The sequence below is a fragment of the Burkholderia sp. LMG 13014 genome (assembly GCF_905232215.1).
GTDB lineage: Bacteria > Pseudomonadota > Gammaproteobacteria > Burkholderiales > Burkholderiaceae > Burkholderia.
On sequence record NZ_CAJNKE010001013.1, the window covers coordinates 1 to 1,248 of the forward strand.

Consider the following 1,248-nt stretch of genomic DNA (forward strand, 5'->3'; position numbering starts at 1 on the left):
ACGCGGCGATCGATGCATGGAGCCCGGTGATGGCCGGCAGGCCGGCCGCCTGCGCGTAGCTCATGCCGACCGGCACCAGCACGGCGGACAGCGCGATGCCCGCATAGAGGTCGCGCGGGAGCCATGAACGCCGGTAGTTCGTGAGCAGCGCAACGCCCGGGAGCAGGTGGGCGACGCGCTCGGACAGGGGCCGGTTCATCGCGGCTTCATCCCCGGGACGACCGGGCGAAAGGTGCGGCCGGCGCCGGCCAGCGCACGGTCATCGGGAGGCGGGCAACCCGGGCGGATGGATGAAACGGCAGCGCGGGAACGGCCATTGCATCGGATGACGGGGCCGCCGCCGTCGCGCCGAATGCCGGCGGGGCGGCACGGCCGCGCACTGCGTCAAGCGGCCTTGAGCGCCGACAGTTGCAGCGCCTGTGCGAAACGGGCCAGCGTGGCGACCGATCCCGTCACGCTTTCGTAGCGTTCGCGCCCGATCTGTCCGTCGAGGATCACGAGCATGCCGGCATCGCGTGCGAGGGCGACGAGCGCCTGCGTGTCGAGGGCGGCTGCGTCGGACGCTTGGTCCGGGGCGGTGCGGGTGTTGGCGTGTGACATGACGTCTCTCCTCGTGCCTGCGTTCGGTTGGTCGTGCAACCGTTCTCCGTGATTTCAGTATCGTCGTCGGCACGGGACGATTCAATCAGCCTTGCCCGAAGCTGCGGTAGGAATCGTGCAGATGCCGTCGGCGGATTCCTACACGGCGCGCCGCTTCGAGCCCGCATCGCAGCGCGCCGGCGCGCGTTCCCGACGCAGCGCATACCAGCTTCCGATGGCGTGCCAGATCTGCGCGGCCGATTCGCAATAGGTGAACAGCTCGAGGTCGCGGCGGTCGATCATTCCTTCGTCGGCGAGGAAGGCCAGGTCGACCGCGCGGCGCCAGTACGCTTCGCCGACGAGGATGACCGGCAGCGGCGGGATCTTGCGCGTCTGCAACAGCGTCAGGACTTCGAACAGCTCGTCGAACGTGCCGTAGCCGCCGGGGAAAAATACCGCCGCTTTCGCGCGCTCGAGCAGGTGCAGCTTGCGGATCGCGAAGTAGTGGAACCGGAAGTGGAGCGCCGGTGTGATGTACGGATTCGGCGCCTGTTCGCGCGGCAGCTCGATATTGAAGCCGATGCTCGGTGCGCCGCGCTCGTAGGCGCCGCGGTTGGCTGCTTCCATGATGCCGGGGCCGCCGCCCGTCACGATCGCGAGCCGGGCGGT

General features: G+C 69.2%; 3 protein-coding genes. All 3 read right to left on the minus strand.

Features of this window, described 5'->3' with window-relative positions:
* Nucleotides 1–199, minus strand: a 199-nt coding sequence (locus tag JYJ84_RS36990) for a SulP family inorganic anion transporter (RefSeq protein WP_240201963.1), incomplete at its 3' end; no start/stop codon positions are given.
* Nucleotides 200–384: 185 nt separating this feature from the next.
* Nucleotides 385–600, minus strand: a complete 216-nt coding sequence (locus JYJ84_RS36995) for a hypothetical protein (protein ID WP_175220440.1) — start codon at nucleotides 598–600, stop codon at nucleotides 385–387.
* A gap of 138 nt (nucleotides 601–738) precedes the next feature.
* Nucleotides 739–1,248 (minus strand): LOG family protein (locus JYJ84_RS37000; RefSeq protein ID WP_205190332.1); only part of this gene is annotated, 510 nt, incomplete at its 5' end.

Bases quoted from the DNA above. Each gene is read 5' to 3' on its own strand.
- JYJ84_RS36995 (WP_175220440.1), bottom strand. From the start codon at position 600: ATGTCACACGCCAACACCCGCACCGCCCCGGACCAAGCGTCCGACGCA.